At 57.9% G+C, this 24,863-nt stretch carries 22 protein-coding genes; 13 read left to right on the plus strand and 9 right to left on the minus strand.

Annotated features, from left to right (window positions below; translation table 11 throughout):
• The first annotated feature begins 17 nt into the window (after positions 1–17).
• The gene (locus tag ACO05M_RS08155) at positions 18–2,114 is read left to right on the plus strand and encodes a sensor histidine kinase (RefSeq protein WP_421870020.1); all 2,097 of its coding nucleotides are present in this window, start codon (positions 18–20) and stop codon (positions 2,112–2,114) included.
• Between the two features lie 49 nt (positions 2,115–2,163).
• Here ACO05M_RS08155 and ACO05M_RS08160 read toward each other — a convergent pair whose 3' ends face one another.
• The 4 genes from ACO05M_RS08160 to ACO05M_RS08175 all read right to left on the minus strand — a co-directional run bounded on the left by ACO05M_RS08160 (position 2,164) and on the right by ACO05M_RS08175 (position 6,611).
• A complete protein-coding gene (locus ACO05M_RS08160) occupies positions 2,164–3,441 on the minus strand; it encodes a diguanylate cyclase (protein ID WP_421870023.1) in 1,278 nt (425 codons plus the stop codon).
• 86 nt (positions 3,442–3,527) lie between these two features.
• Positions 3,528–4,730, minus strand: coding sequence for a glucosaminidase domain-containing protein (locus tag ACO05M_RS08165; RefSeq protein WP_421870027.1), 1,203 nt, complete (start codon positions 4,728–4,730; stop codon positions 3,528–3,530).
• A gap of 2 nt (positions 4,731–4,732) precedes the next feature.
• Entirely contained in the window at positions 4,733–5,299 is a 567-nt protein-coding gene (gene yeiP / locus ACO05M_RS08170) for an elongation factor P-like protein YeiP (protein WP_421870030.1), read from the minus strand.
• 85 nt (positions 5,300–5,384) lie between these two features.
• The gene (locus ACO05M_RS08175) at positions 5,385–6,611 is read right to left on the minus strand and encodes a flagellar assembly protein T N-terminal domain-containing protein (RefSeq protein WP_421870033.1); all 1,227 of its coding nucleotides are present in this window, start codon (positions 6,609–6,611) and stop codon (positions 5,385–5,387) included.
• A gap of 145 nt (positions 6,612–6,756) precedes the next feature.
• On the opposite strand from ACO05M_RS08175, the gene ACO05M_RS08180 reads away from it, so the two are divergent.
• The 3 genes from ACO05M_RS08180 (at position 6,757) to ACO05M_RS08190 (ending at position 8,301) form a co-directional block, all read left to right on the plus strand.
• Positions 6,757–7,407 carry a FlgO family outer membrane protein gene (locus tag ACO05M_RS08180; protein WP_421870036.1) on the plus strand — a complete coding sequence of 217 codons (651 nt, stop codon included), beginning with the start codon at positions 6,757–6,759 and terminating at the stop codon, positions 7,405–7,407.
• A 50-nt stretch (positions 7,408–7,457) separates the two neighbouring features.
• The gene (locus ACO05M_RS08185; protein ID WP_421870039.1) at positions 7,458–7,928 is read left to right on the plus strand and encodes an LPP20 family lipoprotein; all 471 of its coding nucleotides are present in this window, start codon (positions 7,458–7,460) and stop codon (positions 7,926–7,928) included.
• A 172-nt stretch (positions 7,929–8,100) separates the two neighbouring features.
• On the plus strand, positions 8,101–8,301 hold the full coding sequence (locus ACO05M_RS08190; protein ID WP_421870042.1) for a hypothetical protein: 201 nt from the start codon (positions 8,101–8,103) through the stop codon (positions 8,299–8,301).
• Between the two features lie 158 nt (positions 8,302–8,459).
• On the opposite strand, the gene ACO05M_RS08195 is transcribed toward ACO05M_RS08190, so the two are convergent.
• Positions 8,460–9,467, minus strand: coding sequence for a zinc ABC transporter substrate-binding protein (locus ACO05M_RS08195; protein ID WP_421870045.1), 1,008 nt, complete (start codon positions 9,465–9,467; stop codon positions 8,460–8,462).
• Between the two features lie 263 nt (positions 9,468–9,730).
• Here ACO05M_RS08195 and gltX point away from each other — a divergent pair, with 263 nt between their 5' ends.
• From gltX to ACO05M_RS08210, 3 genes are all read left to right on the plus strand, one after another.
• Positions 9,731–11,218, plus strand: a complete 1,488-nt coding sequence (gene gltX / locus ACO05M_RS08200) for a glutamate--tRNA ligase (RefSeq protein WP_421870048.1) — start codon at positions 9,731–9,733, stop codon at positions 11,216–11,218.
• A 180-nt stretch (positions 11,219–11,398) separates the two neighbouring features.
• Complete coding sequence (locus ACO05M_RS08205; protein ID WP_421870052.1) at positions 11,399–11,845, plus strand: cyclic nucleotide-binding domain-containing protein; 447 nt, start codon at positions 11,399–11,401, stop codon at positions 11,843–11,845.
• Positions 11,846–12,508 (plus strand): hypothetical protein, encoded by a 663-nt coding sequence (locus tag ACO05M_RS08210; RefSeq protein ID WP_421870055.1) that lies wholly within the window; start codon positions 11,846–11,848, stop codon positions 12,506–12,508. It abuts the gene before it with no gap.
• Here the strand turns inward: ACO05M_RS08210 and ACO05M_RS08215 are convergent.
• On the minus strand, positions 12,505–13,872 hold the full coding sequence (locus ACO05M_RS08215; RefSeq protein ID WP_421870058.1) for an adenylate/guanylate cyclase domain-containing protein: 1,368 nt from the start codon (positions 13,870–13,872) through the stop codon (positions 12,505–12,507). The two genes, ACO05M_RS08210 and ACO05M_RS08215, sit on opposite strands and share 4 nt — an antisense overlap.
• 175 nt (positions 13,873–14,047) lie before the next feature.
• On the opposite strand from ACO05M_RS08215, the gene ACO05M_RS08220 reads away from it, so the two are divergent.
• The 3 genes from ACO05M_RS08220 to ACO05M_RS08230 are packed head-to-tail and all read left to right on the plus strand — an operon-like array spanning position 14,048 to position 17,258.
• Positions 14,048–15,247: a glycosyltransferase family protein gene (locus tag ACO05M_RS08220; RefSeq protein WP_421870061.1), complete on the plus strand. Its 1,200-nt coding sequence runs from the start codon at positions 14,048–14,050 to the stop codon at positions 15,245–15,247.
• Entirely contained in the window at positions 15,244–16,443 is a 1,200-nt protein-coding gene (locus tag ACO05M_RS08225; protein WP_421870064.1) for a glycosyltransferase family protein, read from the plus strand. The genes ACO05M_RS08220 and ACO05M_RS08225 overlap by 4 nt, the downstream gene beginning before the upstream one ends.
• A 29-nt stretch (positions 16,444–16,472) precedes the next feature.
• Positions 16,473–17,258 (plus strand): polysaccharide deacetylase family protein, encoded by a 786-nt coding sequence (locus tag ACO05M_RS08230; protein ID WP_421870067.1) that lies wholly within the window; start codon positions 16,473–16,475, stop codon positions 17,256–17,258.
• A 15-nt stretch (positions 17,259–17,273) separates the two neighbouring features.
• Here ACO05M_RS08230 and ACO05M_RS08235 read toward each other — a convergent pair whose 3' ends face one another.
• The 3 genes from ACO05M_RS08235 to ACO05M_RS08245 are packed head-to-tail and all read right to left on the minus strand — an operon-like array spanning position 17,274 to position 20,381.
• Positions 17,274–17,873, minus strand: coding sequence for a histidine phosphatase family protein (locus tag ACO05M_RS08235; protein WP_421870070.1), 600 nt, complete (start codon positions 17,871–17,873; stop codon positions 17,274–17,276).
• Entirely contained in the window at positions 17,866–19,113 is a 1,248-nt protein-coding gene (locus ACO05M_RS08240) for a glycosyltransferase family 4 protein (RefSeq protein WP_421870073.1), read from the minus strand. Before ACO05M_RS08240 ends, ACO05M_RS08235 begins: the two co-directional genes overlap by 8 nt.
• Positions 19,110–20,381 carry a glycosyltransferase family 4 protein gene (locus ACO05M_RS08245; protein WP_421870076.1) on the minus strand — a complete coding sequence of 424 codons (1,272 nt, stop codon included), beginning with the start codon at positions 20,379–20,381 and terminating at the stop codon, positions 19,110–19,112. The genes ACO05M_RS08240 and ACO05M_RS08245 overlap by 4 nt, the downstream gene beginning before the upstream one ends.
• Before the next feature lie 181 nt (positions 20,382–20,562).
• Between ACO05M_RS08245 and ACO05M_RS08250 the strand changes: the two genes are divergently transcribed.
• The 3 genes from ACO05M_RS08250 to ACO05M_RS08260 all read left to right on the plus strand — a co-directional run bounded on the left by ACO05M_RS08250 (position 20,563) and on the right by ACO05M_RS08260 (position 24,794).
• Entirely contained in the window at positions 20,563–21,210 is a 648-nt protein-coding gene (locus ACO05M_RS08250; protein ID WP_421870079.1) for a hypothetical protein, read from the plus strand.
• 35 nt (positions 21,211–21,245) lie between these two features.
• Positions 21,246–23,828 (plus strand): ABC transporter transmembrane domain-containing protein, encoded by a 2,583-nt coding sequence (locus ACO05M_RS08255; RefSeq protein WP_421870082.1) that lies wholly within the window; start codon positions 21,246–21,248, stop codon positions 23,826–23,828.
• Positions 23,829–23,918: 90 nt separating this feature from the next.
• Positions 23,919–24,794 (plus strand): S1 RNA-binding domain-containing protein, encoded by an 876-nt coding sequence (locus tag ACO05M_RS08260; protein WP_421870085.1) that lies wholly within the window; start codon positions 23,919–23,921, stop codon positions 24,792–24,794.
• Positions 24,795–24,863 lie beyond the last annotated feature (69 nt).

The raw sequence follows: 24,863 nt of genomic DNA on the forward strand, positions 1-24,863 counted from the left end.
TCCGGCTTGGATATTCAATGCTTAACCGTGTCTATCAGCTGATCAGCTCCAGTCTGCGTTATCGCCTGCTGGCGCTGGTGCTTTTCCCGATCCTGCTGGTTATGCCGTTCGTGGTCGGGATGGCCTACCTGTGGAGTAACGAAGTCAGCTACCGCCAGCTGCTGATGAAGGTCAGTACCGATCTGTCGGTGGCCCATGAAGCGTTCGAGGATCAACAGCGGGACTATCTGCAGCAGTTGACGCTGACCGCCGAGTCTTACCCGTTTCAGCAGGCCGCCCAGCAGGCGTTCGGACACCAGCCGGATCTGGCTCCGCTGCGATTGCAGCTGCAGCGACTGCAACAGCGTAAGCTGTTCGACTTTGTGTTTCTGGTCGACAACTCGGGCTGCGATCTGACCGGTGACCTGGGCTGTGGCTTGGAGCGTCAGCCGCTGATGGAACGGGCGCGAATCGAAAACGGCAGTGCCGGGGTGAGCCTGTTCGAGTCGATCGATCTGGCCCGTATCGACGCCGAACTGGCCGAGCGGGTCTATCTGCCGATTCAGCACACGCCCTGGGCGATTCCGCAGCAACGGGATGCCGAAGACCGTGGGATGGTGTTCCTGAGCTACTATCCGATCCGGGATGCCGAGGGTGATATCCAGGCCTTTCTGAGTGCCGGTGTTCTGGTCAACGGCAATTTCGAATTTGTCGACCAGCTGAAACGATTGGTTTACGGCAAGGGCAGTTTGGCCGAGGACAGCCTGGGCACGGTGACGGTGTTCCTGGGCGATGTTCGCATCAACACCAACGTGCCGAAGAAACTGGCGGCGCCGGGGCAGCGGGCGATCGGGACGCTGGTCTCCAAGGCGGTCCATGACCAGGTCCTGGAGCGGGGCGAGAAGTGGATCGACCGCGCCTTTGTGGTCAGCGAGTGGTATATCTCCGCCTATGAACCGATCATCGATATCTACGGTCGCCGGATCGGCATGCTCTATGCCGGTTTTCTGGAAGCGCCCTTCAAGGAGACCTATTTCCAGGCCTTGCGTTGGCTGGGCGGGCTATTCCTGCTGGTGACCCTGCTCAGTGTGACCCTGGCGGTTCGGGGGGCCAAGTCGATCTTTAAACCGATCGAAGCGATGACCCGGGTGATGGCAAGGGTGCGGGCCGGCGGCGATGAGCGGATCGGTAAGCTGGAAACTCGTGATGAGCTGGGCATGTTGGCCCATCAGCTGGATGTGATGCTGGACAAACTGGGGCAGCAGCATCAGCAGATTCAGACGGCGGCGGATCAACTGGAGGTGAAGGTTGAGAAGCGCACGGCCCAGCTTCAGCAGCGGACCGATGATCTGCAGCGTAACCTGGATCTGCTGAAGAAAACCCGCCAGCAGCTGGTGGCCAAGGAGAAGCTGGCGGCCATCGGCGAGCTGACCGCCGGTATTGCCCATGAGATCAACAACCCCACGGCGGTGATTCTCGGCAATATGGATCTGTTGATGGCGGAACTGGATGAAGCGGCTGCCGCGCCGGTCCGGCGCGAATCGGAGCTGATCGTCGAACAGGTGTATCGAATCCGTTCCATCATCAGCAATCTGCTGCAGTATTCCCGTCCCAACGATTATCTGGCCCAGCTCAGTCCGATGCAGGTCAATCAGGTGGTGGAAGACTCCTTGGTGCTGGTGCGCCATGATCTGGCCAAGAAATCGATCCGACTGAGATTGGATCTGCGCGCCGACATGACCGTGAAGGGCAACCCGCAACAGCTGCAGCAGGTACTGATCAATCTGATCGTCAATGCGATCAATGCGATCCAGGCACAGTTGAAGGACAAACCCGGTGCCGGCGAGATCCGGATTCGCAGTCGCAACCGGGGTGATGGGGTGTTGCTGCTGGTTCGTGATAACGGTTGCGGGATCGAGCCCGAGATCCTGCCGCGGATCTTCGACCCTTTCTTCACCCGCAGCCAAGGAGGCACCGGGCTGGGGCTGTCGGTCAGCTACGGTATCCTGGAGCGGGTGGGCGGCGAGATCAACGTCCGTTCAAGGCCTGGACAAGGCAGTTCCTTCTTCGTCTACCTGCCGCAGCAACCGCAGATTGATCAGCGTGGCGAGGAATGGATCCGCAAGATCGTCTGAGTCCGATCAGCCCGATGAAGGAAGCTCTAGAGCCTGCACCTTCGCTCAATTAGACCGGCTGCTGAGAGCGGCTTGGTTCCAGGTCGAGCTGGCTGCAGACCCGGTTACGGCCCCGGTTCTTGGCCAGGTAAAGGGCCTGGTCGGCCAGCTCGATCAGCATCTTGGCGTCGCTTGAACCGCTCAGGCTGCTGTCGGCGACCCCGCAGCTGACCGTGGTACGGATGCTCGGATGCAGGCGGGTGGAGATCTCGGAGAGCTCGATCAGACTGCGAATCCGCTCGGCCACCGCCAGGGCGCTGTCGAGGGGGGTGTCGGGCAGCAGGATCATAAACTCTTCCCCGCCGTAGCGACCGATCTGATCATGCTCGCGCAGCTGCGAGCGAATCATTTCGGCGGCGCGGCGCAGCACCTTGTCTCCGGCCCGGTGACCGTAGGTATCATTGATGGCTTTGAAGTAGTCCAGATCCACCATCACCAGCGACAGCGGTTGTTGCAGCCGGGTCGCCTGGTGATAGTTGTTATTCAGGTGTTCGAGTAAATTACTCCGGTTCAGCACACCGGTGAGTTGGTCGTAGCGTGTCCGACGCTCCAGCTCTTCGCGCTGTTCAGCCCCTTGCTGGATTCGTTTCAGCAGATGCAGCACCAACGGGATCATCATCAGACCGGTCAGGGTGATGGCCACAAAGGCGATCAGGTGGGCACGGTTGGACATCTGCTTCTGCTTGTCCACCAGCACATCGATCTGGGAGCTGGGGAAATTGATATGGATCGCTCCACGCAAGTCGCCGACTTTGTAACCCTGCTTGGTGTGGCACTTCAGACAGGCCGGTTCGACATAGAGCGGGGCGATATAGCGGTAGCGATCATCAACCAGCTCCACCAGTTCGCTCTGGTTCTGGGTCTCAAACCTGATCATGGCCTGGCGCTCCCACTCAGTGGGTTTGTTGACCGGGTTGATCGGCTGCAGGCTGGTCATGCTGGCTTCGACATCCCCGCCTTTCAGCAGCTCTGAGATCTGCCGGGTCATATAGGCCGGGTTGATCTTGGTCAGGCGGCGCCCCGAGTCATCCACGATATCCCGGTCGTCGACATGCAGATAGGGGTTGGGGCGGGATGATTCGGTGACGGGAACATAGGCGCCGCCGTGACGGGCGCTCCAGCTGCGAATCGTCTGCAGTAGCTGAAAGGCAGACTGACCCTTGACGCGAGCGATCTCAATCGCCGAGTCGTTGAGGATCTTCTGGTTCATCGACCAGGATAACCCTACCAACAGCGCCGTTGCGGCCAACGTCAGTGCATAAATGATGATGAGCTTCTGGGTCTTCACCGCAGTCCTCTACTCCAAGCTCAGTACAGCTGCGACAACTGTATCAGGATCGGGTGTCCGATTCCTTTAGTCTTTAGCGTGTTGTCTTACTGATCATTGGTCGCGGTCGAAGAGGCTAAAGCCTCGGCCGGATCGGCCCGGTTGAGCTGCTCTACCTGCGGAGCGGGTGTCGAGGGTTGCTCGGATACGGTCGCGATCGGTTCAACCTTGTCACTCGGCTCCTGCGGCGCGGTTTCGGTCGGTGCTGGCGCCTCCGCGTAGGTGGCCTTCTGCGCTTGGGCTGAGTCGTCAGTGTCTTGCGGCACTGCCGGTGTGGCTGGAGCCTCTTCATCCGCAGCCGCACTGGCGACGAGAATAGGATCTGGTTGATCGCTTTCAACCTGCACCAGTTTGTAGCAGGGGTGGCCGGGTTGGCTGTCGCCCCACCAGCTATCAGCCCAGGGTTCCAGCTTGTTGATTCGAATCATCGACTGCAGTTCGTCGACGTAGTGACCACCGCGGGCCGAGTAGTGGGTCAAGCCGGCGGCCAGAGCCCGTCCGCTGATGGGTTGCTGTTGATTGCGCAGGCAGCGACGGATCTGGCGGAGGTCGCTGTAGCTCTTGTTGCCGTTGATATTGGTGAAATAACTGCGCAGACCGGCGGCTACCGACTTGAAGGCTTCGACCTCATGGGCCTGGTCCGGCCCCCGCTGCAGCGGTGCGATCCCGCAGCCGGGGGTGAAGCACCATTGGCCGAACAGATTGTTGGCCTGGCGGGCGAAGCGGGAGGTGCCCCAGGCGGATTCGTTGGCGGCCTGGGCCTTAACCAGGGCCGCAGGAATCTGATCGACCTTGGCCAGCAGTTGGCGTAGCTGGTCTGCCTCGGATTCGGCATCGATGCGGAACGCCTTACCGGCCCGGGCGAGCCATTGCTGGTCATCCGGATGCAGTTGTGGCTGCTGTTCGAGCAGCTGCAGCAGCTGTTTAACGTGTTGACGCAATGCCTGGGTGTGGGCGTTTTCCTGCGCGATCATCGGCTCCAGAAAGGCAAAAAACTGCTGCTTTTTCTGTTTTACATCGTTGATCGCGGCGAAATCCGGAAGTGCCGGGCCTGATGTCGGTGGATTCAGGCTGGGCGGGTTTTCACTGCGTTGCAGCGGCTTGGCCGGCGTCGTGGCTGTCTCAGCCTGCGCCGATGGCGGCTGTTTAGAGGCTGCTGTCTCGGTGGCGCTACGGCCCGGATCTGACGGCTGGCAGCCATACAGGGCGGTCAGCAGCAATGCGACGGCGGGGAGGGGGAACCGGTTCATTCTCAGGCCCTCGACATGAATTTTCCGGTACTGGTGTTAACCCGGATCACTTCACCCTCGGCCAGGTATTCGGGGATCTGGACCTCAAGGCCGGTCGGCAAACGGGCCGGCTTGGTGCGTGCGCTGGCCGAAGCGCCTTTAATGGCCGGGGCGGTCTCGACGATCGGCAGGCTGATGGAGGCCGGCAGTTCGATGGCCACCATCCGATCATCAACGATCAGTGCCGTCAGTCCCTCGATTCCGTCATACAGGTAGGGCAGCTGGCCTTCGAGTTCTTCGCCGCTGAGGCTGTGCTGGCTGTACTCCTCCTGCTCCATGAACGTGTAGAGCTGGTCCTCCTGGTACAGCAATTGGGCCGGAGCCCGGCGAAGATCGGCGCTGTTCAGCAGTTCGTCGCCGGTCAGCGACAGCTCCAGCTTCTGGCCATCGGGAATACGGTTGAACCTGGTTTTGTAAAGGGTCTGTGCGCCCCGGGACGAGGGCGATTTAACGTCGATCTGACGAGCGATATAGAGCTTGCCGTCGCGCTCGATCACATCACCTTTTTTCAGTTCACAGGCTTTAGGCATTGCCGCTTCTCCGTTGCCGAATGAGGGTCGGCGATTTTAGCAGAGTGGCGGCCGTTCTAGAATTGACTAAGCGCAGGGTTGGGGCTTACCAGGCGATCAGTACGTCATCCTGTTGAATATTGAGCTCCACCGCGTCGCTTTCCATATTGGCCACCGAAAAACGCGGCTGTACCTCGTTGACCACGACCGTCTGGCGGGTGTCTTCGAGCTTGATATGGGGTTGATCGAGGGTATCGAAGAACATCGCCTTGCGGAATAGTCGGAACTGGTCGCCGGGTTGAATGCCCACTACCGAACCGGCATTGAAGGTCAGTCGATTCTGCTCGGCACGGATGATACGGCTCCGGAAGGGTTCGCACTGGAGCTGCTTGTTGATATCGCGTCCGGCCTGGGTCAACAGGTTGCGTACTTTCTGACCGTAATCGGTCTTCAGAAACGCCGGGGTATAGAAGCCGATCTGCTCGACATCGTCGGCATCCCAGAAACCGCCGGTGCGATAACTGCGGCTGAACAGCAGGGTGCCGGTATAGCCGTCGTGAATAAACAGGTCGACGGCAAAGTTGCGCAGCCGCTGACGGCCACGGACATCGAGTTGATCGTAGAGGGTTTTCCAGATCAGCTCTTCATCGTGCCGACTGGGATCATAGGGGCTCAGATCGCGGATCACGCCGGAGACGATAAACTGAACATCGAGCTCGCTGAAGCTTTGAAGGGCTTCGGTCAGCGGCCCCTGGTCTTGCTGGTAGGCTGCCGCGGTCGATGGTGCCGGATTAACGCTCAGGTGGGAGGCGTTCAGTGCCCGCAGAATACCTTCACCGTTGATCAGTTTGGTCAGGGAGGCGGATAACTGCTGTTCGGCCCCGTAGAGGTTACCCAGCGCGGCCTGTTGGCGGTGCTGCAGCGGGAAGGCTGCGACCGCCACCGACTTGGTGTAACGGGTATGGGCATCACCGAGGGCGCAGCTTTGGTCGGTATCCACATCGGCACGGATTCGCAACCAGAAGCGGTCCCCTTTGACCCGCTCATCGATCACCCGGACATTACTGAGATTACCCAGGGTGCGGATACGCAAATTATCGGTCTGGATAACCCCCTGATTGATGCTCTGGGAACTGCTGATATAGGCACCGGCTTGCAACAGAGCCTGCTGGGAGGCGTTGCGCAGGGCCTGATGGCGGGCGGAGCTGATGTCCTGATTGTATATCAGTGCAGATCCTTCGGCTTCAATGCTGACGGCCAAGACCGAAGGACTGAGCAGGACGATAAACAATGCCAGCAGGATGCGTGGTAGCGAGCAGATCAACGACGCCATGGTGGGCCTATTCTGGAGCAGTAAGTTGAATCGCCTAAGCTAATTAAAATCTTTGGCCTATGCAAACCGTCCCGAGCGGCGATTTTTATGATATTTTCTTTGCACTTGTGGCCGCTTGAGGCCTCCAGCATGAGTCCTGAATCCGATGAAACAACTTGCCATACCGCTGTTCACCCTGTCGTTGTTGGCCGGCTGTGCCGATCAGCCGATTCATGTGGTGGTCGACAACGAAGTCTCTACCCGGGTCACCAATCCGGAGGTGCTGCAACCGGTGCCCGCTGATCCGGCCGAGCGATCGGCGATTGCTGAACCGGTGGGTTATTTGGGTAAGGCGGTCCGACAGATGGCCGAACAGATTGAAACGAGCCTGGCCAAGAGGGGCATCAAACGGTTGCCCATTGCGATCACGCCGTTTGTGGATCTTTCCGCTGCGGCGACAAAACGTCCGTTGGGGGACGAATTGGCTGAAGGTTTCTACCATGAACTGCAGGCCCGTGGCTTCAATCTGATCGATCATCGGGCGCTGCCGTTTGCCGATCGGCGGCCTGAGAATCTATCCCTGGCGGAGTATTATCGCCGCCATCGGGTCAGTTACGTGCTCGGCGGTACCTACAGCGTCAACTCTTCGGGCGTGACCGTTAACGCCAGGATGTTGGATACCGTTACGCAACAGGTGGTGGCAACCGGACAGTCGGATTTTGGTATCGAGCAGTTGGAAGGCGCGTTCCCCGGTTACGATCCGTTCAGCAGTCAGAACGGCATGATTATTGAGAACGGCGGGGTTCCGGTTCAGTAGCCGGGATAATCGTTAGCGCGCCAGGAATAGAACGTCGAGAGAGTTTTACTATGGGTATGTTTGTTCGGGCCAGTCTGGGACTGTTGATAGTGTTGTTGCTGGGCGGCTGCGATACCATGAAGTACTACTACAACCAGGCTCAGAACAACCGCCAGGAAGAAGCCGAGTACAGCTCGGTCCCCCAGATAGATCCCTCTCCGAGGATTATCTCTGCGACCGGTTACGCGCCGATCAGCCTGCAGCCGGGTCAGACCCGTGAACAGAAGATGCTGATGGCGATGCGGGCTTCCAAGTTGCGCGCTTATCAAGAATTGACCGCCATCGTTCATGGTCAGCATCTGTTCGGCACCAACCAGGTTCGTGACATGGTGGTTCAGAATGATCAGTTCAATGCTGCGGTGGGCGGTATCATTCGTGGTGCTCGCGTTGTAAAAAGCTATCCGATTCAGAAAGATACCTATGCGACCATTCTGGAATTGGATATCCGGGATGTGCAGCGTGCCTATATCGACATGCAGTAGCCCACCGAACACGGCTTGTTATTTAGGGTGTATTTTGCGCTTCGAATAAAAGCCGATTAAAATTGTTTGCGCTACCCACCGATTGATTGAGTGGGTTGCTCTAACTTCTATCCGCGCGGATGACTCAGAGTCGATGGATCGACGCGGCTTGCGGCAACAGGGAGGTTGCGTTATGACCTTGCAAAGATTACGTCATCAGATGGAAAGCGATGTGGACTATCTGCGTTGGCGTGCCCGTACCCATCATCAGTCCGACCTGGAGCTGATGTCTCATTTTTCCGATATGGCCGATAGCTATCGCCGACTGGTGCCCGAAGATCAGCGTGCCCAGTTTGAAGAGGTGATCGAGCGATACCGCGCCCAGCTGACTTGAAGCGACTAACGCCTATCAAAAACTAACGCCTTTCAAATTAGGTGCAGATAAAAAAAGCCCCGCGAAAGCGGGGCTAACAAACGAAGGAGAGATGCACGGCCATGTGCCTCTGCTTCCTGTGACTGGGTCGCTCAGTCAAAGTTCCGTTGACGGCTAAATTATTTGTCGGACTGACCCAAACAGGCTTCAAAGTCGGCCGCCATCTGCTCCAGAAAACGCAGGTAGCCCTTAGGGCCTTGCGCTACCTGGCCACCCATCGGATCCAGTACGCCACTGTCTACATCGGTTCCCTCGATTAGGTTCCTTACCAAGGGCGAGGGGAATTGCGGCTCGCTGAATACGCAGACCGCTTCATGCTTGATCAGACGCTCACGAATTTCTGCCGCATGCTTTGCTCCAGGGCTGCGCTCAGGGCTGATCGTGATGGCGCCCAGGTGACTGAGTCCGTAGTGGGCCTCAAAACGGTTATAGGCGTCGTGGAAGACGAAGTAACCCTTGTCAGCCAGGGGCTCCAAACGCTGTTTCAACTGTTTATCCAGCTGTTCCAGTTCGGTCAGAAACGCAGCCAGATTTTGCTGGTACCTGGGGCGGTTTTTCGGATCTGCCTGACTGAGTGTCTCGGCAACCAGCTTGGCTATGCGCTCGCCTTCATGGGGATCAAGCCACAGGTGCAGGTCTTCACCGTGATCGTGGTGGTGGCCATCATGGCTGGCCGATTCCTGAGCGTGGTCGTCATGATCGCTCTCCTCGTGTTCCGCATGTTCCTTATGGGCCTCATGATCGTCGTGAGCATGCTCTTCATCGTGAGAACCGTGCTCTTTGTGCTCCTCGTGCTCGTCATGATCCTGATGGGCTTCGTGTTCTTCGTGAGCCTCATGTTCATCATGCTTCTGGTGCAGCGCCTCGCTATCCAGAGCGCCTTCGGCCAGGGTCACCAGCACCGTGTGATCATCAAGTTGGGCCAGGGGCTTGTTCAGTGCCATCTCCATCTCCGGGCCGATCCAGAAAATCACATCGGCCTGCTGGATGGTCCGTCGCTGGGATGGTTTCAGCTGGAAATCATGGGGCGAGGTGTTCGCCGGCAACAGCAGTTTGGGTTCCACGACGCCGTCGGTAATTTCGGCGACCAGGAGCTTAATCGGCTGGATGGTGGCGACGACGTCCAAGGCTCTTGCCTGGACAGAAAAAAGGCTAAAGACCGCCGTCAGTAACAGAGCGGCAACAGAAAAATGCGGCATGGTTTGGGTTCAGTTTGTTGATAGTTGGGTTTTGGATTGGCGCTGAAATTTGAGAAAAACTCAGCGAGCTGTATGTAATGTTATAGTGTAACCAAATTGGAGTCGTAGACAACCATCCATTGGCATTGCTTTGTCCGGCTCCGCTATAATGCGCCTCCTTTAATGTTTCTAGTCACGGAATCTGTCCAGATATGACCGTTCGTACTCGTATTGCCCCGTCTCCTACCGGTGATCCGCATGTAGGTACCGCTTATATTGCGCTGTTTAACCTGGCGTTTGCCCGCCAGCAAGGCGGAGAGTTTATTCTCCGGATCGAAGACACCGACCAGGCCCGGAGTACTTCGGAGTCTGAGCAGATGATTCTGGACTCGATGCGCTGGCTGGGGCTGGAATGGGATGAGGGACCGGATGTCGGTGGCCCCCATGGTCCCTACCGTCAGAGTGAGCGTAGTGAAATCTATGCGGAGCATACTCAGCAGTTGCTGGACAAGGGCCATGCTTTCCGTTGTTTCTGTAGTTCCGAGCGGCTGGATGAGCTGCGCAAAGAACAGATGGCCAACAAGCAGCAGCTGGGCTACGACGGGCACTGCCTGCACCTGTCCGAAGAGGAGGTCTCCCGTCGCGTAGAAAGTGGTGAGCCCCATGTGGTCCGGATGAAGGTGCCTCGCGAAGGGGTTTGTACCTTCAATGACATGCTGCGCGGCCAGATCGAGATCGACTGGACCCAGGTCGACATGCAGGTGTTGATGAAGGCCGACGGCATGCCGACCTACCACCTGGCCAACGTGGTCGATGATCACCTGATGAAGATCACCCATGTGCTGCGGGGCGAGGAGTGGATCAATTCGGCGCCCAAGCACCAGTTGCTGTATGAGTACTTTGGCTGGGAGATGCCGCATCTGTGTCATATGCCGCTGCTGCGTAACCCGGACAAGAGCAAGCTCAGTAAGCGTAAGAATCCGACCAGTATCCTGTATTACCAGCGCATGGGCTTTATGCCTGAGGCGTTGCTCAACTATCTCGGTCGGATGGGCTGGTCGATGCCCGATGAGCGGGAAAAATTCAGCCGTCAGGAGATGTTTGACGCCTTTGATATTCAACGCGTCTCGCTGGGCGGACCGGTATTCGATACCGAAAAACTCCGTTGGCTCAACGGCCTGTGGATTCGTGAAGGGCTGGATGCCGAAGCGTTCGCCGAGCGGGTCAAGGAATGGGCTCTGAATCGTGACTACCTGATGCCGATCATTCCGCTGATTCAGCCGCGAGTGGAGACCTTCTCCGACGTGGTGCCGCTGGCCGGCTTCTTTATGGCTGGAATGCTGGATCTGGACGAAGAGCAGTTCGTCCACAAGAGCCTGGAGCCGGAGCAGGTTCGTAAGGTGCTGCAATACGCACTCTGGGATCTGGAGGCGCTTCGCCACTGGAATAAGGATGCCATTTTCCAGACCCTGAACGGCCTGTCCAAGGCGATGGATCTTAAGATTCGGGATCTGTTGGCGCCGTTGTTTGTGGCTGTATCAGGCAGCGCTGCGTCGGTTTCTGTGATCGAATCGATGGCCTTGTTGGGTCCGGATCTGAGCCGTGCCAGAGTCCGCCACGCACTGGGTATCGTCGGCGGCCCTTCCAAGAAAGAAGCCAAGCGCTGGGAAAAAGAATATCGCGCGCTTGAGCGTCCCTGACATAATTTCGTCACCAAAGTACGCTTTCATCTACACTTATCTGAGGCTCCGGGGTTTTTCTCCGGGGCCCTTTTGTGTGCTTGACACCGTAGGAGCTCCAGTGCGAGGCTCTTAGTTTTCCGTTGTTGGGAGTCGGATTTGGATATCAACCAGGAAGTAGAGTTCTTACGTAGTATTCCTATGCTGTCTAAGCTGGATGACTCCAAGCTCAAACTGTTGGCCTTTACCAGTCGCCTGGTTGAATACCGGGGTGGGGACTATCTGTTCCGTAAGGATGATCCCGCCGATGATGTCTACCTGATCATGCAGGGGGAGGCCGAGGTGATGGCCAAACCCGACTGTGACGGAGAAGCCTGTACCGAGAAAGTGATACTGACCCGTACCTCGGGGGATCTAATCGGTGAGATGGCGGTTATTTCAAAACAGGGGCGCAGTGCTGCAATTCGAGCGCGGGATGGGCTGAAAGTACTGCGTATCGAAGGTGATATGTTCGTCAAGTTGCTGACCAGCAATTCTGACGTTGCCCTGGATGTCATGCGCCAGTTATCGGATAAATTGGCCGAAGCGCAGGAGACCAATAACCTGCTGCAACGCCAACTGGCCACTCAGGTGTGTGGAGGCCCTTAGATGGATGCCTGTCGTTTCAGCCAATTGTGGATGCGCAACCTCAACCCCGACCAGGAGTCGGATGGCGAGGTGGTCTTCGACCGTCTGAAGGCCAATTACAGTGAGCCTTGTCGGCGTTACCACGATGGAAGTCATATCGAGCAGTGTCTGCTGTGGCTGGATCGATACCGTCATACGATTGATGATCCGGATGCGATAGAACTGGCGATCTGGTTCCACGATGCCTGCTACGGACCGGATCCCAAGGGGCATGAAGAGCGCGGCGCCTTGTTGTTGCGGGAGCTGGCACAGGGACGAATGGCGCCGGAGCGGCTGGAAAAGATCTGCACCATGATCGCGCTGACCACCCATCAGACACCGGTAGAAGATCCGGAGCAGGCGTTGATGCTGGATATCGATTTGGCCAGCTTTGCCCGCCCCTGGGCGGAATACCTGCGTGATACCGTGCGCTGCCACGAGGAAAGACAGCTGATCAATCCCGTCTGTGACTATCGTGCTCAGCTGGAATTTTTACGTGAGCTGATCCGGCGACCGCAGCTTTACCATCATGCCCAGTTTCGAGCCGATCACGAGCCGGCAGCGAGACAGAACATTATCCAGCTGATTGAACTGCTGGAAGCCCGGCCCGAATGTCAGGATCCCCCTGAAACCCTAGCCGGTTAATTCGTAGTCGTTGCGGGTTTCACCGAATAGATCTGGGTGATGGCATCCCGTCCTTTTACTTTTACCTCGCCTTCGGGGCTGAACTCGAACATGCCGTCACGACAGGCCAGGCGAGTGTCGCGAGATACCAGGATGTTACTGCCGATCTGTTTATTATGCTGTTCCAGTCGGGCTGCCAGATTGACGGCATCACCATGGACGGTATAGATCAGCCGGTTCTGTGATCCCATCATTCCACCAACGACTTCGCCGCTGTTGATGCCGATGCGACTGCTTAATTTGAGCTGCTGGTCGCCGAAGCGGGCTTGTTCAAGCCGTTGTTGAATCTCCAGCGCGGTTTTGATCGCACACTCGGAACTGTTGTGCCCTTCGTGGGACTGTTCGAAGCTGGCGAGAATCGCGTCCCCTTGGAATTGATTGATGGTCCCGCCATTGCGCTCCATGATCGCCCCGACTTCGGTGAAGTAATCGTTCAGGGTTGAAACCACCTCTTCCGGGGTGAACTTTTCACTCATCGTGGTGAAATTGGCGATATCGATAAACAGGATGCCGGCCTGATAACGGCTGGCCTGGCCGGCTTGGGGGGCGTCGTCGCTGTGGCTGAGGCCATGCAGCACCTGATCGGGTACGAAGTGGGACAGATCTTCAGCCATCCGGGTTTCAATAATGGAGTTCAGCAGCAGTCGTTTGCTGCGGTGAACGGCAGTGGCCAGCACCAGTGTCACGATCAGCATGCTGATAATTTTGTCGAATTCGGCACCGAGCAGCATGCTGTTTGACGTCAGATACTGAACATAGTCTTTGGTCACCATGGTGTTACCGGGATCGGCGGTAAACACATACAGAATCATCAGCAGCCAGCCGAAAATAGCCGAGCCGCCGGCAAACAGGATGAACTTGACCTCGAAGCGTAGTGTCCGCAGCGCGATAAAGATAAACACGTACAGCAGGGTAGGGGCTTTCAGGTAGAACGAGGGCGGTTGCATGTACTGCAGATGAAAACTCCAGATTAAAACGTAAATGAGCGCCATGTCGACGGCGATCGAAAGGTAGGTGAACCAATCCGGCGGCAGGCGCCGGTAACAGACGTACAGGTGCAGCACGGTGAACAAGAAGTAGGCGCCCAGTACCCAGGGGACCGGTGCAAATTCGGCCTCGGAGGTGAAGGTTTTAGGGGCCAGCGAATAGAGTAGTGAGAAAGTGACCACCACGAAGAACTGAACCCAGGCCACCAGGCGTTCACTACCGGCCTGATGCTTTATCAGCGACTGTTTCAGACGACCGGTCAGCTGGCTGGCTCGGGTAGGAGGCTTACGTGCGTGCAGGTCCGTTTGCGGTTTGGTGTTTTCCGGGTTGAGGGTCATGGTAACTTCCGTACGCTATATGGTGCTCAGCTTAGACGATAGAGCTGGGTGGATGTTACTGTTCTTATAGTGGTTTTATGCAACTGTATCCTGAATTGTGCAGTGCGGGGGCCGATTGTAAAGGCCCGATTGATCCACTAAGATTGCCGTTTCTCTGTGGATGGAATGCAGTAAGATGGCCGATTTGCCACTGCCGGATAAGCTCGACAACGCCCGGGTGCTGATCTACAGCCACGACACCTTTGGTTTGGGGCATCTGCGCCGCTGTCGCACCCTGGCTCATGCCTTGGTGGAGCAGTACAAGGGGCTGTCGGTTTTGATTCTAACCGGGTCTCCCATCATTGGTCGCTTCGACTTCAAGGCCCGCGTCGACTTTGTTCGTATTCCCGGCGTCATCAAACTTCACAATGGCGAGTATACCTCGCTGGGACTCCATATCGATCTTCAGCATACCCTGAAGATGCGTGAATCGATTATTCTGCATACCGCCGAGGCGTTCGAACCGGACCTGTTTCTGGTCGATAAAGAGCCCCTGGGACTGAAAGGCGAAGTGGAAAGCACCCTCAAGCTGTTAAAGCAGAAAGGGGTGGCCACGGTGCTGGGTATTCGCGATGTCCTTGATGCGCCTCACTTGTTACGGCCGGAGTGGGAGGCCAAAGGTGCCGGCGCCGCGTTGCAGGAATACTACGACGAGGTCTGGGTATACGGCGACCGTTCCATGGGTAATCCGCTGGACGGGCTGGAGTTACCTCCGCAGGTTGAGCAGATGACCCATTACACCGGTTACCTGCAGCGCGAAGTTCCCGAAACGCTCGCCTCTAAACATCTGCTGGAGCTGCCGGATGACTACCTGTTGATCACCCCGGGTGGTGGCGGAGACGGGGTCGAGATGGTCGACTGGGTGCTGCGCGCTTATGAGCTTGACGCCCAGAGCCTGCCCCATGGTCTGTTTGTGCTTGGCCCTTTTATGGCGCTGGCTGAGCAACAGGCGTTCCGTGAGCGGATCAATCAGATCGAAAACGCCAGTTTGGTTACCTTCGACAACCTGATGGAGTCCCTGATCGACAGGGCTTCGGCGGTCGTTGCGATGGGGGGCTACAACACCTTCTGCGAGATCCTGTCGTTCAACAAACCGGCGCTGCTGATTCCACGTACCCGTCCCCGCGAAGAGCAGTTGATCCGGGCCGAGAAAGCCAGTGCACTGGGGCTGGTCAGCCTGCTGGATCCGCGCAAGGGGATCGATGCCGCTGATATGCATCGAGCACTGCGGACCTTGCTGGAGCAATCGCCGCCCCGCGAGTTGGTGGCGGAATGTTTTCTAAACGGGCTGGATAAGGTCTGTCAGCGAGCACTGGCGCTGATGTCGCGACGATGAGCTCGCCCCGGGTCCTATTCTACGTTCAACATCTGCTGGGCATCGGCCATATCAAGCGGGCCTCGTTATTGGTTCGCGGTTGGCTTGAGGCCGGATTACAGGTGAGTGTGGTCAGCGGTGGTGAAGCCGTGGAACAGTTTGGTTTCGATGGCGCCGAGCTGATTCAGCTACCGCCCGTGCGCGCCTGCGATGCCTCCTTTTCCGCCCTGGTCGACCAACAGGGTCAACCGCTTAGCGAGGGCTTCAAGCAACAGCGTCGTGAGCAGCTGCTGCAGACATTGGAGCGGGTCAAGCCGGACCTGCTGGTGATCGAAAACTATCCGTTCGGACGGCGTCAGCTGCGTTGGGAGCTGAAACCCTTGCTGATCCGAGCCGGCGCGCTGGAGAAGCCGCCCATTCGCATCTGTTCGGTTCGCGATATTCTGCAACGACGTAAACCGGAACGGGAACAGGAGAGTCTGGATCTGCTGGCGGCCCATTTCGATGCGGTGATGGTTCACGGTGATCCGGCATTTATTCCGCTGCATGACTCCTTCCCGCGTAGCACCGAGCTGGCCGACAAGCTGCATTACACCGGTTATGTGACCGAACTACAGGACTCGTCCCGCCATAAAGACGGTGGTGGCAGTAATGAGGTGTTGGTGTCTGCCGGTGGCGGTGCGGTTGGGTTTAGCTTGATGAAAGCCTGCTTGGAGGCGCTGAGGTTACCCGAGCAGGCCCAGGCGTTGAGTGCCAATGGGGAGCCGGTGTGTTGGCGGTTGTTGTTGGGGCCGAACATGACCGAACAGCAAACCGAGCAGCTCCAGGCGTTGGCCCGGGCCGCCGATCCTGATCGCTATCGAGTGATTATGGAACCGCTACGGCCGGACTTTGTGGATCTGCTCAAGGCTTGTCGGCTGTCGATCTCCCAAGGGGGCTACAACACCCTGATGGATCTTTTGTCGGCGCGTCCACGTGCCGTGGTGGTACCCTTCGAGGGCAGCGGAGAAACCGAGCAGCGAGCCCGAACCGAACGCTTGGCGGAGCTGGGGCTCTGTCAGTGGGTTAGCGAAGCGCAATTAGGCCCTGAGGCGATCTGTGCAGCAATCATCAACGCTCTGAACGCGCCTGCCGGTAATCCTTTTCAACTCGACTGCAACGGTGCGGCCAAGTCTGCGTCTATTCTGCAGCAGTTGTATGAGACTCCCGACAAGTAACCTTTTTCTGATCACTTCCCGAGGCGACGATGAATCCAACGTCGATTGATGACAGCCAGAGTTGGCAGCTGTTAGCCGATGAGCTGGGTTGCTGGCGAGCGCTAGCACGCACGCCGACGCTGTGGTGGCGCGATGATGATGCCGAACAGGACAGCGAGGCGTTGCAGCGGCTATGCCGGCTCAGTCGTAAATTTTCGATACCGTTGAGTCTGGCCGTTATTCCCGCCGGTGCCGATGAGAGTCTGAAGCCGCTGTTCCAGCGTACACTTGGGCTGCAGGCGCTGCAGCACGGTTACAGCCACCAGAATCATGCGCCGGCTTCGAAGCGCAAGTGCGAGCTGGGGGATGATCGACCGCTGACCGATATCGTCGAGCAGTTGTCCCGGGGAAGAGAGCACCTGACCCAATTGTTGGGGCAGGCATTTGTTCCGGCCCTGGTTCCACCCTGGAATCGCCTCAGTGAGACATTAGTGGATCAGCTCCGGCCCCGACACTTTGTCGGCTTGTCGACGCTGGGGCCACGGCAGGCTGCGATTGTTTCCGGCTTGCGGCTGAACCATGTCCATATCGATCTGATCAACTGGCGCGAGGGTCGCCGTTTCGCCGGTGATGCCCAGGTGCTGGGACAGCTGATCAACCATCTGCGTCAAAGGCGCTTGGCCGAGGTGGACCCGCAGGAAGCCACTGGGCTGATGAGCCACCATCTGGCCCATGACGAGGGCTGCTGGGATTTTCTGGAACGCCTGTTCCGTTTTCTTGAGGATCAGCCGGTGCGTTGGCTAACCGGTGCCGAGCTGTTCGATCCGGCTAGCTGATCACCGCATCGGTTTTCAATCACCATCGGTCAGCAGGCTGATGTTGTGCTGTTGGAGCGACAAGCGGCCCTGTTGATAACGCAGCATCAGCGCGCACTGCCAGTCCTGCTTGATCGGACACTTGGCCAGCATGTCCCAGTCCAGCGCATCACTGAGTAGGGCGCGGATTACGCCTTTATGGGTCACTACGCCGATACGCTTCAACGAGTCCTGAGGGTCTTGGGTGGCTAGCCAGGCGCGTAGGCGTTGGCGCACCTGACGCGGACATTCACCGCCGGGCGGGGTCATGTCCAAGCCACGTTGCTCCTGGGTCTTCATCAGTTGCGGCTGCTGTTGGCGTAGCTCGGTGATCCGTTGGCCTTCCCAGTTGCCCCAGTCCATTTCGATCCAGCTATCGCTCAGGGTGGGGTGCGGGATACCCAGCAGAGCTGCCGTTTGTTGGGTTCGGAGCAGCGGGCTACAGAACCAGTCTCGTTGCCGCAGCTCGGGAGGGATGGTCCGTTGGCTCAAGCTGTCGCGGCCGATCTGGCTGAGCGGGATATCGCGTCGGCCCTGCAGCTTCTTTTCGGCGTTCCATTCGGTGGCGGCATGGCGAATCAGCAGCAGTTCAAGCATCGCTCGGCTTCCTGGTATCAGATTGAAAGCCGGAGGCTGTCGGGCCGATCAACGGCAGCAGCAGTTGCTGAAGACGTTGCCCGGCGGCCTGCAGGCTATGGTATCGATCAACCCGATCACGGCCATGGGTTCCGGCTTTGGTCAGTCGTTCGGGGTGCTCCAGTAACTGCTGAAGCGTCTGGGCAAAGGCGTTGCTATCACGGGCCGGCGTCAGCCAGCCATTGTTGCCGTCTTCAACCAGCGAGGAAACGCCCCCTTCATCGCCGGCCAGGACCGGAGTGCCTGTCTGTAAGGCTTCGAGCAGAGCCATCCCAAAGGCTTCGTTGACCGCCGGCCAGACGTACAGATCGCTGGCTTGCAGCAGCGGTTGGATCTGAGATGGCTGCAGACGGCCTAAAAAACGAACCCGGGTTTGTAGTGGGGCAAAAAACTGCTCGACCTGATCGCGTGCCTTGCCATCCCCCACGATCAGGAGTTGCCAGGGCTGGGGCGGTGTTGAATTGGAGCCTGCTGCTGAATCTTGGGTTGGCAGCTGTTGCAGCGAATCTGCCAGCAACTGAAATGAATGCAGCTTGTCGCCGGGGCGCATCATCGCAACGCAGATCAACCAGCGGCTATTGGGGTCCAGCTGTAGGCGTTGGGCCAGCTGTTCTCGCCGGTTATCCACGGCTGAGTCGGACGCATTGGCAACAAAGGGGTAGAGCCGTCGGAGCGGGGCATCGGCGCGACATTGGCGCAGGCCCTCATCATCCTGGGGGTTGAGGCTGAGGATCAGCTCGGCCTGCCCGATCGCTGCGGCGGTATCGGCTAATCCGATAGCCCAGGGCCCGTCGGCCTGTTTGGCGGCGTAGGAGGCTTCGGCCACCACATAGGGGATACCGAGGGCTTGACTGACCCGAGGGCCGATCCAGTCAGGTGCCTTGTGGTACAGATGGTAGCTGAACCAGAGCTGCGGACGTTGCGCCCTGGGTAATTTTCGATAGCGTCGGATCAGGCGCTCGGCCAACTGTACAGCCACTGCTTTTAGACGCCGCTGGTGTACCGGGTCCCCTTGGCCCTCGCGGCTGCGAAAGCGGCTGGCCAGTTGCGGTTCGAAGCCGGCTTTGGCCAACGCCTGCAGCATCAGTCTGGCAATGAGTCGGTCACCGGAAGGGTTGGGGTGGCATGGGGGCTTGAGCGGGGCATAAAAGGCGATTGGAATCGCCGATTGGTTGCTGCGGCCGTCAAGCCTCCGGCTCATTGTGCGGCTCCATCCCGTTGATCCGGCGTCGCGCCGTTCAGGTGGGTGAATTTATCCATCAACTGATCGATTCCGCGATGGACCGAGAAACCCTCGGTGACCCGGTCATAACCGGCTTCGGCCAGCTGCTGACGCAGCTCCGGCTGGCGTATCAGCTGCTCCAGTGCGGCACTCAGTCCCGCCACATCGCGCTGTTCGACCAACCAACCGGTGTGTCGGTGGTCGATCAACTCCGGGATGCCGGAGATGTTGGTGGCCAGGCAGCAGAGCTGTTGGCTCTGGGCTTCCATCAGCACATTGGGCAGGCCGTCGCGATCCCCGTCGCCAATGACCTGGCTGGCCAATACAAACAGATCGGCGTTGCGGTAGCGCTCCAGCACTTCCAGTTGCGGCAGCGCACCGAGCCAGTCGATCCGATCGCTCAAACCCAACTCGGCGGCCTGGGCTTGAAGCTTGTTGAGCAGGGTGCCGCCGCCGATATGGGTAAAATGCCAGTTCAACTCCGGCGGCAGAGCGGCCAGTGCATTCAGCAGGTGGTCGTACCCCTTTTTCTCTACCGCCCGGCCAACCGAGATCAACCGTACCGGTTGATCGCTGCCGTCACGGCTTGCTGTCTTGTTATTTTGCTGTTGTTTCGGTGCCGGGAAGCGATCGAAGTCGAGCCCGTGGTAGAGCAGCTCAACCCGCTCTGGATCATCGCTCAAGCCTTTCAGGTGTTCGGTATTGGCCTGGGTACAGGTGACCAGCCACTCCAGTTCCGCCAGCTTTTCGCGCAGCTCCCAGTCCTCAAGGGTCCAGATATCCTTGGCATGGGCCGAGGCGCTCCAGGGTAGCGCGTCAATCTGGGCGCAGTAGCGGGTTACCGATGCCGGGGTATGGATAAAGTGGGCGTAGAGCTGCTGTACGCTGGCGGGAAGCTCACGACTGAGCACCAGGGCCTGGCCGAATCGGCGGATGCGGTTGCGGCTGGGTTCGCGACGCAGGTCTTTCCACCAGCTGCGAAGCGCACGACCGAAACCGGGGCGTCTCAGGGCACTGAAGAACCCGCGAATGACCCGTAACGGTTCCTGGTGCAGGTACTCTGGTAGATAGAGGACCGGTGCCTGGATCTGTTGATGGATAGGATGGGTGTCACGATCGGTCGGGTGGCGCAGGGAGACGATCATCAGCTCCAGCCCCCGTTGTTCCAGTTGATATAGCTCCTGGGCAATAAAGGTTTCGGATAAACGCGGGTAGCCTTTAAGGACAACGGCGATTTGGGCGGCCAACTGCAATCCCTCATATCTGTTCGGTTCGGCGTGCGCAACTATAATATAGGGCACCGCTAGTGTAAGCTGATTTTTTCGTGGGCTCAGTCGCTTAGGTTATGTTGTAGTGTTTCTTCGATCGCTGTTTGCGTTAGTCCTGACGGTTATTTTCCAAGGCCCGCTGGCTGCGGATCCGTTGCGTTTGAGCAGCTACCTGGAACGACCGTTTTCCGATCAGGAAGGTAGGGGTCAGGTTGATCTGCTGTTGAAAGAGGCGTTTCGACGGATCGACCAACGAGCCGTGGTGGAAATTTATCCTGAGAATCGAGCGCTGATGTTGGCTGACAGTGGTCGGGTCGACGGCCACTTCTTACGCACCGCCCAAGTGGACGAACTCCACCCGAATCTGATCCGGGTTCCGGTGCCTGTATACCGCTCCAGTTATCACGCCTATTCATTGCAACCCGATTTCAAGATCGATGGCTGGGAAGGCCTCAAGGATCACCAAGTGACATATCCGGCCGGTTGGCAGGTGTTTGACAGCCGGGCAGCGCTGTTCGGCAGCGTGGTGCCTCTCCATGATGATGTGCAGCTGTCACAACTGGTCAGACTGGGGAATCTGGATGTGCTGCTGTACGAGGATCAGGCGCTGACGCTGTTGCTGGGGCCCGGATTACGACAACACCTGCATCGTTCAGAAGTATTGCTGGAGCGTCATCTATATCTTCTGCTGAACAAACAGCATCAGGCGCTGATTGAACCCCTTGCCCGAGTCCTGAAACAGATGCAGCAGGACGGGAGTTGGGCAAGATTATGTCCGCTGTGTCAGCGAAGCCTGGTAGGACCTTAAGGATGCAGAACAAGGAGCCCCGATCGGATCGGACCATGGATTCATCGATATTTAAGTTTATTTTGCGACACACCAAGCGGGATCAGATATTGATCCTGGCTTTGACGGTGTTTTCTTTCCCCTTTGTATACGCATCGCTGGAAGTCCCCAAACTGATCATCAACAACGCGATTGGTGGAGTGGACATTCCGGAGCAGTTATTCGGCTGGCCGGTGGATCAGGTCAGCTACCTGTTCCTGCTGTGCGGATTGTTTTTGGGGTTGGTACTGATCAACGGCGCGATCAAATACGTGCTCAATGTCTATCGCGGGGTGGTCGGCGAGCGGATGCTGCGACGGCTGCGCTACGATCTGTTCTGCCAGGTACTGCGTTTTCCGCTGCCCCGCTTTAAGCGCCTGAGCCAGGGCGAGGTGATTCCTATCATCACCGCCGAAACTGAGCCCCTGGGTGGCTTTATCGGTGAGGCGTTTGCGCTGCCGGCGTTTCAGGGCGGTATTCTGCTGACCTACCTGTTCTTTATCTTCAATCAGGATCCGTTGTTGGGAGCGGCGGCCACGGTGTTGTATCCGTTTCAGCTCTATATTATTCCGAAGCTGCAGCGCAGGGTTAATCAGCTCGGTAAACAGCGGGTGTTGGCGGCGCGCCAGCTGGGTGACCGGATCGGTGACACCATTTCGGGTATTCGCGAAGTGCACGCCAACGACACCAGTCATTACGAGCGTGCCGAGATCAGCTCTCGGCTGGGGCGGATTTTTGAGATCCGTTTCGAGATCTACAAGAAAAAGTTCTTTATCAAGTTCCTGAATAACTTCCTGGCCCAGGTAACCCCGTTCTTCTTTTACAGCGCCGGCGGTTACTATGTGATTCAGGGGGAGCTGTCGCTAGGCGCCCTGGTGGCGGTGTTGGCGGCTTATAAAGATCTGAACGCGCCCTGGAAAGAGCTGCTCAAGTACTACCAGACCAAGGAAGATGTGCGGATCAAGTATGAACAGGTGGTCGAGATGTTCGAAGCCGAGGGGATGATGGAACCCAAGCTGCTCGATGCTCCCCGCCTGAGCCTGGATCTGTCCCAAGGTGGCTGGAAGGCGACCCGACTGGGTTATTCGGAGGATGAAGGTGAGAGCCGCTTCGGTCGACTCAGCTTCGAGTTGGACATCACCCGTCACAATGCCCTGATCGGGGCCGAAGGCAGTGGTCGGCATGAATTGGGTGAGCTGTTGGTTCGGTTGTTAATGCCGACACAGGGCGGACTGGCGCTGGCCGGTGCGGAACTCGACCAGTTGCCAGAGTCGGCGATGGCCAACCATGTCGGCTATGTGGCAGCCGGTGCTCATCTGTTCAGCGGCTCGATCCGAGACAACCTGCTTTACCCATTACGCAATCGGGAGCTGGAACCGGCCGAAGCCGATGCCGACCGCGAGCGGATGCAGCTTCGCGCCCGGCAGTCCGGTAACAGTACGCAGGATCCCGCAGGCGATTGGTTTGATCTGGATGGTCTTGAGCTGGCCGATCAGCAGGCTTTTAAGGCGCGGATTCAGCAGGCAATCGACACCGCTGATTTAGGCCAAGACCTGTTCCAGATGGGGCTGGCCGGACGTCTAGAGCAGCAGGATTGCGATCAGATTGAACAGCAGGTCCTACAGGCCCGGCAGCTGATTCGTGAACAACTCAGCGAGCCCGACTATCAGGATCTGGTGGAGCCGTTTGACTGGCATCGCTACAACACCAACCTGACGGTGCAGGAGAACATTCTGTTCGGCACTACCGACAGTCCGCGGGATTCCCAGACCGAAGCCGCGAGTCCCACGGTACGGCAATTTTTGGAACAGGCGGGGTTGTATGAAAGCTTCGTCAAAATCGGCCGCAAAGTCACCGAAATCATGGTGGATCTGTTCTCCGATGTGGAGCCGGACAGCGATCTGTTCGAGCGCTTCAGCTTTATCCATCATGAGGACCTGCCGGATTACCGGGCGCTGCTGAACAAGACGGCTGAGGGCATTGATCTGGAAGATGTGGAGTGCTGTGGTAAGTTCCTGGCCCTAACCTTCCAGCTCTGTCCGGCGCGTCATCGTCTGGGGTTGATTGATTCGACCATTCAGCAGCAGATTGTGCAGGCCCGACACAAGCTGGCCAAGCAGTTAGCCGACAACCCGGATGCGGACCTGCAGATCGACTTCTTTGAACTGGAGCGCTTTAACCGACGCTTGAGCCTGATGGACAACATGCTGTTCGGACGCCTGGCTTACGGGCAGGCATCGGCGCGGCGGCGCGTGACCGAACTGGTGCATCAGGTGGTCGGGCAGTTGGGGCTGGAGGAAAGCATTCAGCAGGTGGGTCTGGACTATCAGGTCGGCACCGCCGGGTCGCGGCTGTCACAGGCGCAGCGACAGAAACTGGCACTGGCTCGAGTCTTGATTAAACAGCCGGATGTGCTGATTCTCAACGACGCCCTCAACGGTCTGGATCCCAACACCGAACAGCGCTTGCTGGATAACGTACGTCGGTTGCAGGCCGGACGTGGCCTGATTCTGCTGAGTGGCCGAGTCGAACAGGCGAGTGGGTTTGACCGGGTTCTGGAAATGGGCCACGGCGAATTACGAGAGCTGCAAACGGCGTGATACACTGGCGCGCTTTTCCAATCTTCCCGGGCTTGTCCCGGACAGCCCGAGCCCTGTCAGGCAACGGTTGCCAGCCTGAGTGTGCGTACCATGACTAACGAAATTTACTCATCAGGTAACCGCGATACCGAACTACAGATCGGACGCTATAACCGTCTGACGGTGAAGCGTGATCGGGATATCGGTCTATTTCTGGAGGCCGGCCGCTTCGGTACGGTACTTCTGCCACGGCGCTATGTCCCCGAGGGAGTATCCGAAGGCGATGAGATTGAGGTTTTTGTCTATCTGGATTCGGAAGATGACCTGATTGCGACCACCGAGGCGCCACGGGTTCAGGTGGGTGGTATCGCCGCCCTGACCGTGGTGTCGACCGGACCGGTGGGGGCTTTCCTTGATTGGGGCTTGCCGAAGGACCTGCTATTGCCGTTCCAACAGCAACGCAGCCCGGTGCGTGAAGGTCAAACCCTGATCGTGGCCGTGTACCTCGACAATACCAATCGGATCGCCGCCTCAACCAAGCTGGACCGGTTTCTGAGCGATGAACGTTGCGATTACCGTCCCCATAATAAGGTCGAGTTGCTGATCGCCGAGCGCACCGATCTGGGGGTCAAGGCGATCGTGGATCAACAGCACTGGGGCTTGATCCACCATAAAGACCTGTTCCGCAAGCTACACTATGGACAGCAGATCAGCGGATATATCAAGCAGGTACGCTCCGACGGCAAGATCGATCTGCTGCTGGAACAACCCGGTTTTGCTCCGGTAACGGGGTTGGCCGAGAAGATTCTGCAGCAGTTGCAGCAAAACGGTGGGTTTCTGCCGTTGTCGGATCGCTCCGATCCCGAGTTGATCAAGAAGCGCTTCGGGGTCAGCAAGAAGAAGTACAAGATGGCTATCGGCACCCTCTACAAACAGCGTCGTGTCGTGATTGAGCCCGACGGAGTCCGCCTAATCGATTCTCCCTGATCAATATCGCTGCAGATATCGCTGCAGCGGTCGATAGTAAACAGAAGCATAAATCCCTAGCTAACGTCG

Source organism: Motiliproteus sp., from assembly GCF_965230735.1.
GTDB lineage: Bacteria > Pseudomonadota > Gammaproteobacteria > Pseudomonadales > Balneatricaceae > Motiliproteus.

Coding starts and splice junctions, on each gene's coding strand:
- ACO05M_RS08155 (WP_421870020.1), top strand. CDS start 18: ATGCTTAACCGTGTCTATCAGCTGATCAGCTCCAGTCTGCGTTATCGC.
- ACO05M_RS08165 (WP_421870027.1), bottom strand. CDS start 4,730: ATGAACCGGTTCCCCCTCCCCGCCGTCGCATTGCTGCTGACCGCCCTG.
- yeiP (WP_421870030.1), bottom strand. CDS start 5,299: ATGCCTAAAGCCTGTGAACTGAAAAAAGGTGATGTGATCGAGCGCGAC.
- ACO05M_RS08175 (WP_421870033.1), bottom strand. CDS start 6,611: ATGGCGTCGTTGATCTGCTCGCTACCACGCATCCTGCTGGCATTGTTT.
- ACO05M_RS08180 (WP_421870036.1), top strand. CDS start 6,757: ATGAAACAACTTGCCATACCGCTGTTCACCCTGTCGTTGTTGGCCGGC.
- ACO05M_RS08185 (WP_421870039.1), top strand. CDS start 7,458: ATGGGTATGTTTGTTCGGGCCAGTCTGGGACTGTTGATAGTGTTGTTG.
- ACO05M_RS08190 (WP_421870042.1), top strand. CDS start 8,101: ATGACCTTGCAAAGATTACGTCATCAGATGGAAAGCGATGTGGACTAT.
- gltX (WP_421870048.1), top strand. CDS start 9,731: ATGACCGTTCGTACTCGTATTGCCCCGTCTCCTACCGGTGATCCGCAT.
- ACO05M_RS08205 (WP_421870052.1), top strand. CDS start 11,399: ATGCTGTCTAAGCTGGATGACTCCAAGCTCAAACTGTTGGCCTTTACC.
- ACO05M_RS08210 (WP_421870055.1), top strand. CDS start 11,846: ATGGATGCCTGTCGTTTCAGCCAATTGTGGATGCGCAACCTCAACCCC.
- ACO05M_RS08215 (WP_421870058.1), bottom strand. CDS start 13,872: ATGACCCTCAACCCGGAAAACACCAAACCGCAAACGGACCTGCACGCA.
- ACO05M_RS08220 (WP_421870061.1), top strand. CDS start 14,048: ATGGCCGATTTGCCACTGCCGGATAAGCTCGACAACGCCCGGGTGCTG.
- ACO05M_RS08225 (WP_421870064.1), top strand. CDS start 15,244: ATGAGCTCGCCCCGGGTCCTATTCTACGTTCAACATCTGCTGGGCATC.
- ACO05M_RS08230 (WP_421870067.1), top strand. CDS start 16,473: ATGAATCCAACGTCGATTGATGACAGCCAGAGTTGGCAGCTGTTAGCC.
- ACO05M_RS08235 (WP_421870070.1), bottom strand. CDS start 17,873: ATGCTTGAACTGCTGCTGATTCGCCATGCCGCCACCGAATGGAACGCC.
- ACO05M_RS08240 (WP_421870073.1), bottom strand. CDS start 19,113: ATGAGCCGGAGGCTTGACGGCCGCAGCAACCAATCGGCGATTCCAATC.
- ACO05M_RS08255 (WP_421870082.1), top strand. CDS start 21,246: ATGGATTCATCGATATTTAAGTTTATTTTGCGACACACCAAGCGGGAT.
- ACO05M_RS08260 (WP_421870085.1), top strand. CDS start 23,919: ATGACTAACGAAATTTACTCATCAGGTAACCGCGATACCGAACTACAG.